Consider the following 6,859-nt stretch of genomic DNA (forward strand, 5'->3'; position numbering starts at 1 on the left):
CTCGATGAAACAACCGAGGCATTGTCCTCAGTTGCTGAATAAAAATCCGGATTAGCAGCTGGTGACTTGCCCCGCATCAATGCGGTTGACGCGCCCTTTGTCCGACCGGGTCCGCAGCCAGTTATAGACGTCATACCCACCTTCGCACTCGCCTTGCTTCCTGCCCTGAAAGTCGAAAGCCCGCCATGCACCAGCCTGATGTGAAGGCATCCCCAGCATCTGTTGAATAGCGACGTCCGTGGAGCCAAGCCACACGTCATGGGCAAGTGACAAGGGCTGCAACTTTACCGGTAACGCAGGACAGTCGATGCTCGCCCGGGCAGACTTGAATTGCTCGGCGATAACACCCGTCACCGCGTGGTTGTCACCCCCCATCTCACCGTTTGAGATGATCCATATCAGCGCGCCAGCATTGGGCTGGCTGTAGCACAACCAATAAACACTATCGCCAGCGTCGCCTTGATGCGCGATGGTGCCAACGGACGCTTCGCTCATCACCTGCGCTAGCGTCGTTTTTTCGAATTGAATAACGAGCTCTCCAAACGTGGCGCTTCTTGAAGGCGCTTTCCTCAGAGAGGCTGGCCATTCGATTGCGTCGAATGCTCCGCTGGGCGGAGGGACAGCGGCTATCGCGCTGAAGGTGATACTGAAGGCCCCGAAAAACAACGATGCACGTTTCATTGCACGCTTCCGATTCTTTGATGTTCACTAACCTTTCGGCAGTGTCTGCAGGTGATTTCCCAAGCCTTCATCCGCCGGGTGAAATTCAGACGCTGTCTTCGTCACTCTGCGCGATCACGATGTCATGGGGTCGAGCATCAGGATTGAGGCGGTGCCAGCAACCCGTTGACCGTCGGTGAAAAGTAACCCACCTGAAGTGGGTAATCCTTTCCCAACAGTTTGCCTTCGCCATACCAGGTGATGCCGCCCAGATTCAGGATCAGACCGCTGCTGCCAAACTCGAATACGCTGCCTACGGAGCTGCTGAAGAGAAAGCGACTTTCATCCATCTGCAACAGCTTGTACTGCGTGTCCGCGGGCGGCAGTTGATCCTTGATGCGTTGCAGGTAAGTCGGTGCCAGGCGGGCAAACAACTGCCCGGCTCGCTCACGGTATTGCGGTATCGTCAAACCGGGACTGCGTTGCAACTCTGCGGCGATCAAGGCAAACACATCGGCATTGGCCCGCGCTTCCGCCAACTTGATCGACAGCGACGTGGCCAACAACGCGTTATCAACCTGCAGCGACGATTTCTCCGGCTGCCCATCGGTGGCCGGTGTCGTGACGGGGCGCATGAACTCGGCCACATTGACCGGCGACAATACGGTCGTTGCCAGATACGCCGCACAGGCCGTGGCTTGCCCTGCTTGGTTGCCATTGATAAACAACGAAAACTGGCTCCCTTGTTTCGGCAACTTCGCTGCGTCAACTCCTGCCTGCTTGAGGAAGGCGTTGACCTGCTCCTGTTTCGCTTCGCCTCTGGCCAACGCGCAAAGCTGCTCCATCGCCGGCGCATTGCGCTGCCCGTTGAACATCGGCGACAACTCGAATATCGCATCGTGAATCACCGGCAAAGCGGGGATGCTGAGCCAGTTGCGCGGGACGTCCACCGATTTGTTGACGAGGAATTTGTCATAACCGGCCAGTGCCAACAAAGTGATCAGTGTGGTGACGAAAACTGTTTTTATGTTCATGGTTTTTTGCCTGAGTAAAAGTCGGATAGAGACGTATCAAAAACTGCCATCACCACTGATAACCAACCCCCACGGCCACTCCCACCTGGCGCTGCGAGTCGGTGGATCCCTGCAACTTGGTCAGCCAACGCCCATTGCCGGACAAATGTGAAACACCAAAGGCAACCGACGCTTGACCGCGATAGGTACCGGCAGCCACCGTCGTCATGCTTGCACCCGGTGAATACGATTGCGGCATGCTGGCCATTGCCATGGCACCGGCAATCCCCGCGCTGAGAATGTCGTCCTGCTTCTTGATGTCATTTTTCAGTTCCGAGTAACGCTGATCGGTGTAGGCATTGGCGCTGTCGGTAATGCCCGCCACGCTCTTGGTCAACTGGTCGTAGTTCACCGCGTCCGTACCGCTGGTACCCGCAGCCACGTTGGTGATCTGGCGCTCATTTCCCACATTGCCCACCGATACGCTGTTCTCGCGATCAGCCACCGAATTGGCACCCAATGCCGTAGCGTTCCTGGCCGAAGCCTTCGCCCCGTTGCCCAAAGCGACCGAGTTTTCCCCGGTGGCCTGCGACCTGGTGCCGACCGCCGCGCTGTTTTTGCCCGACGCCACCGCCCCCGTACCCCCGGCTATCGAATCCACGCCTGTGGCTTTCGGCTTGGCTGCTGCGCTGCTGTTGTTCACCTGGAACATGCCATCGGTGCCGTTCTTGAAGTTGGCGACATCGCCCTCGACGGTGCTGATGCGGCCGGCTTGCTGGGCTGCATTGCCACCGAGATTGGCGATCGAGACATCGGTGTATTGCTTGGACTCGGCGACTGCACCATCGAGTTGGCGCACGTTGACCGCATCGTTGGCGTCCTTGCCATCGGCAACGTTGCTGACCGTGCGGGTTGCGCCGGTCGCGGCATTGCCCACCGACACCGTGCCCGCGGTCTGGTTGTTCGCCCCCGAATACTTGCCGTTGTAAGTCTCCGCACCACGGCCTTCATCGCTGGAGCCGCTGCCCAATGCCACACTGCCGTCAGCGGAAGCCTTGGCGTCGTTACCCACCGCTACCGAGCTGTTACCCGACGCCTGGGCTTTAGGACCCAAGGCCATCGCGTCAGTACCGGTGGCCGAGGAGTCGGCATTGGTGGAGTTGACGTGCAAATACTTGATGCCACCTCCAGAGCCGATAAGGTTCTCGAGGCCACCGACCCGACCGCCCAGGCTCGTGATGTCCGTAGTGTTTTGATCCACTTGATCACCGACCCACTTCAGTTGGGCAACGTTGACCGCGTCGTTGTCCTGGGTGCCTGCCGCCACCCCGGTGAGCTTGCGATTGCCCTGCGCCGTGCCAAAGCCGATCTCGCCGACCGACGTCTGCGGTGCCGCCAATCGATAGGCGCTGTAATTCGTCTCGGCGCCGACCGTGGTCACCGAGCTCGAGCCAAGCGCCACACTCATGGCATGACTGGCATTGGCACCGGCACCCAACGCAACCGATTGCTCAGCCGATGCCTGGGCTGCGCTGCCCATGGCGATACCGGAAGCCTGCAACACCTGGGTGTTTCGACCGATGGCAATGCCACCGGCAGCGGCCAGACCGACAGTGGCCTGATTACCGATACCCACACCGTTGTCACCGTTGACCACGGTGGCCGGACCGACCGCAACCGACTCGGCACCGCTGGCGAGTGAGTCCGAAGGGTTCGTCGAGTTGGCGTGGAAATAGCGGGTGCCGGTCGAACTCAAGGAGCCCATCGCTCCGGTCAATTGACGCAGGTTCACCGCATCATGGGCTTCGGTGGCATCCGCCACGTTGGTGATCTGCCGGTAGCTACCGGCCTTGCCCACCGACACCGAGCCGAGCAAGGTGGCATCCGAGGTGTCATAAATGATCGCCCCGCTGCCGACCGGGATGGTACCGGTAGCCGGTGCCAGGGCACGGTCCGCAACCGAGCCTTCGCCCAGTGCGATACCACCCGCTACCTGAACCTGACTCTGACGCCCCAGTGCCACACCACCATCAGCGGCCGCATTGGCGCCCGAGCCAGCGGCAAACGAATTGGCCCCTGCGGCGATGGACGCGGGGCCGATGGCGACGCTGTCCAGGCCGCTTGCGCTGCTGTCGGTGAGAACCGAGTTACTGTGGAAATACTTGATGCCGGTGCCGTTGTTGACGATGTTATCGACGCTTTGGTTGGTCGCAAAAAGCTGCGAGCCATTCACTGCGTCTGTGCTGGTGCCGTTCAAGGCACCGGCCGCGACGTTGGTCAACTTGACCGCGGTACCTGCCGGGTTGAAGGTCACTTGAGTCTTGGTGCTGGCGTCGTCGTATTTCACGGCGACGGCGGCGGTGTTGGTCAGGCTGGTATTGAGATTGGTCAGTGCCGCGCCAACGTTGTTGCTGGCCGATGGACCGGTGTTAGTGCCGTTGACGCCGATGCTGTTGGTGGAATAGCTCGGTGCCGTCCATGTCCCTGTGGTTGCATCGACTGCCGCTCCCCCGCCCAGGGCGGTGGCCGTATCTTGCCCCACTTTATTGAGTTGGCCGACGTTGACGGCATCTGTCGCGCTGGAACCGGCGGCAAGGCCGGTAAGGCGACGGCCGTTGGCGCCGTTGGCGATGTTCACTTCGCCTCCTGTCGCCGTGCCACCAACGCCATAAGCCGCGTTAGCCAGGGTTGCGCCAGTGGCCGATGAGTTCGAGCCGAGTGCCACCCCGTTGGCCACCGTTGCACTTGCGGCTGGACCGACGGCCACGCTGTCGAGGCCGGTTGCGCTGCTGTCAGCGAGGACCGAATTGCTGTGGAAATACTTGATGCCGGCGCCGTTGTTGACGAGTCTATCGACGGTTTGGTTGGTCGCGAACAACTGCGAGCCGTTCACTGCGTCGGTGCTGGTGGCGTTCAAGGCACCGGCGCTGAGGTTGGTGATTTTCACCCCGCCGGCCGGTGCACCTGCACCACCGGTCGCCCCCAGGGTGATGGCGTTGCCGCCGACCGCATCGTATTTCACCGCGATGTTGGCGGTGTTGACCGTGTCGGTGTTCAGCGCTGTCAACGCCCCCGCTACGCTGGTTTGCGCAGTGGCTGCACCTACCGCACCGGTGGTGCTGATCGCGTTGATCGGCAGACTGAAGCCCGTCAGGCCCGTGGTCGGCGAGTAAGTGGCACCGCCGCCCAGGGTGCTGGCCGAGGTGTTGCCCAACGTTGTGGTTCGGGTGCCGACAGCATCGACTGCCGTATTGGTGGCAAAGAGTTGGCTGCCGTTGATTGCGTCGGTGCTGGTGGAAGTGACTTGGCCAGCCGCTACGTTGGTGATCTGACGTTCGTTACCGACACTGCCCACGCTCAATACGCCGATTGGAGCAGAGCCTGCGTAAGAGTAAGTCGTGCCATTAACTACGCCCGTTGGGGTGGCCGTCGCTGCCGCAGTCGTTGCGCTACTGCCCAAGGCCACCGAATTTGCAACGCTGGACACAGCGCCATTGCCGATGGCCACTGCATTGGTTGCCGTCGAGCTGGCCGCCGGGCCGACCGCCATGCTGTCAGTGCCCGTGGCAGTACTGTCCGCCAGGGTCGAGTTGGCGTGGAAGTATTTGATGCCCGCGCCATTGTTGACGAGCCCATCGACGGTTTGGTTGGTCGCGAACAACTGCGAGCCGTTCACTGCGTCGGTGCTGGTGGCGTTCAAGGCACCGGCGCTGAGGTTGGTGATTTTCACCCCGCCGGCCGGTGCACCTGCACCACCGGTCGCCCCCAGGGTGATGGCGTTGCCGCCGACCGCATCGTATTTCACCGCGATGTTGGCGGTGTTGACCGTGTCGGTGTTCAGCGCCGACAAGGCACCGGCAACGCTGGTTTGCGCAGTGGTAGCCCCTACCGCCCCGGTGGTGCTGATTGCGTTGATCGGCTGACTGAAGCCAGTAACACCTGTGGCCGCAGAGTAAGTGGCGCCGCCACCCAGGGTGCTGGCCGAGGTGTTGCCCAACGTTGTGGTTTGGGTGCCGACAGCATCGATTGCTGTATTGGTGGCAAAGAGTTGGCTGCCGTTGATCGCGTCGGTGCTAGCAGCAGTGACCTGGCCAGCCGCTACATTGGTGATCTGACGTTCGTTACCGACACTGCCCACGCTCAACACGCCCACCGGTGTGGTACCGGCATAAGTGTAAGTCGTGCCATTAACCACACCCGTTGGGGTGGCAGTCGCCGCGGCAGTCGTTGCGCCATTACCCAGCGCGAGGGAGTTTGCCACGCTAGCCACGGCACCATTGCCGATGGCCACCGCATTGGTTGCCGTCGAGCTGGCGGCCGGGCCGACCGCCACGCTGTCAGTGCCCGTGGCGGTGCTGTCGGCGAGGACCGAGTTGCTGTGGAAATACTTGATGCCGGCGCCGTTGTTGACGAGGCTATCGACCGTCTGGTTGGTCGCGAACAACTGCGAGCCGTTCACTGCGTCGGTGCTGGTGGCGTTCAAGGCACCGGCCGCGATATTGGTCAACTTGACTGCGGTTCCTGCCGGGTTGAAGGTCACTTGGGTTTTGGTGTTGGCGTCGTCGTATTTCACGGCGACGGCGGCGGTGTTGGTCAGGCTGGTATTGAGATTGCTCAGTGCCGCGCCAACGTTGTTGCTGGTCAACGGGCCGGTGTTGGTGCCGTTGACGCTGATGCTGTTGGTGGAATAGCTCGGTGCCGTCCATGTGCCCGCGGTCGCATCAAGTGCAGCGCCGCCGCCCAGGGCCGTCGCCGTGTCCTGCCCCACTTTATTCAGTTGGCTGACATTGACGGCATCCGTCGCGCTAAAGCCTGCGGCCAGTCCTGTAAGGCGACGGCCATCTGCTCCATTGGCGATGTTGACTTCGCCCCCCGTCGCCGCACCACCGACACCATAAGCCGCGTTAGCCAGCGTGGCGCCTGTGGCCGATGAGTTCGAGCCGAGCGCCACACCATTGGCCACGGTCGCACTCGCCGTTGGACCGATGGCCACGCTGTCGACGCCGGTCGCAGTGCTGTCGGCAAGGATCGAGTTGCTGTGAAAGTACTTGATGCCCGCGCCATTGTTGACGAGGCTATCGACGGTTTGGTTGGTGGCGAACAACTGCGAGCCGTTCACCGCATCAGTGCTGGTGCCGTTCAAGGCACCGGCGCTGAGGTTGGTGATTTTCACCCCGCCGGCCGGT

General features: G+C 61.3%; 4 protein-coding genes. 1 reads left to right on the forward strand and 3 read right to left on the reverse strand.

The genetic code is table 11. The annotated features are described in order from the left end of the window. Positions 1-51: 51 nt before the first annotated feature. Together K0F88_RS30880 and K0F88_RS33090 are read right to left on the reverse strand one after the other, a co-directional pair. A complete protein-coding gene (locus K0F88_RS30880) occupies positions 52-681 on the reverse strand; it encodes a hypothetical protein (RefSeq protein WP_219097693.1) in 630 nt (209 codons plus the stop codon). A 137-nt stretch (positions 682-818) separates the two neighbouring features. Then, positions 819-1,094 carry a hypothetical protein gene (locus tag K0F88_RS33090; RefSeq protein ID WP_374039763.1) on the reverse strand — a complete coding sequence of 92 codons (276 nt, stop codon included), beginning with the start codon at positions 1,092-1,094 and terminating at the stop codon, positions 819-821. On the opposite strand from K0F88_RS33090, the gene K0F88_RS33095 reads away from it, so the two are divergent. Further along, positions 1,062-1,712, forward strand: coding sequence for a hypothetical protein (locus K0F88_RS33095; RefSeq protein WP_374039764.1), 651 nt, complete (start codon positions 1,062-1,064; stop codon positions 1,710-1,712). The two genes, K0F88_RS33090 and K0F88_RS33095, sit on opposite strands and share 33 nt — an antisense overlap. Positions 1,713-1,743: 31 nt before the next feature. Here K0F88_RS33095 and K0F88_RS32845 read toward each other — a convergent pair whose 3' ends face one another. Continuing rightward, positions 1,744-6,846, reverse strand: a complete 5,103-nt coding sequence (locus tag K0F88_RS32845; RefSeq protein WP_219097695.1) for an S-layer family protein — start codon at positions 6,844-6,846, stop codon at positions 1,744-1,746. Positions 6,847-6,859: the final 13 nt, after the last annotated feature.

The sequence above is a fragment of the Pseudomonas sp. UMAB-40 genome, assembly GCF_900095275.1.
Taxonomy (GTDB): domain Bacteria; phylum Pseudomonadota; class Gammaproteobacteria; order Pseudomonadales; family Pseudomonadaceae; genus Aquipseudomonas; species Aquipseudomonas mandelii_B.

Bases quoted from the DNA above. Each gene is read 5' to 3' on its own strand.
- K0F88_RS30880 (WP_219097693.1), bottom strand. From the start codon at position 681: ATGAAACGTGCATCGTTGTTTTTCGGGGCCTTCAGTATCACCTTCAGC.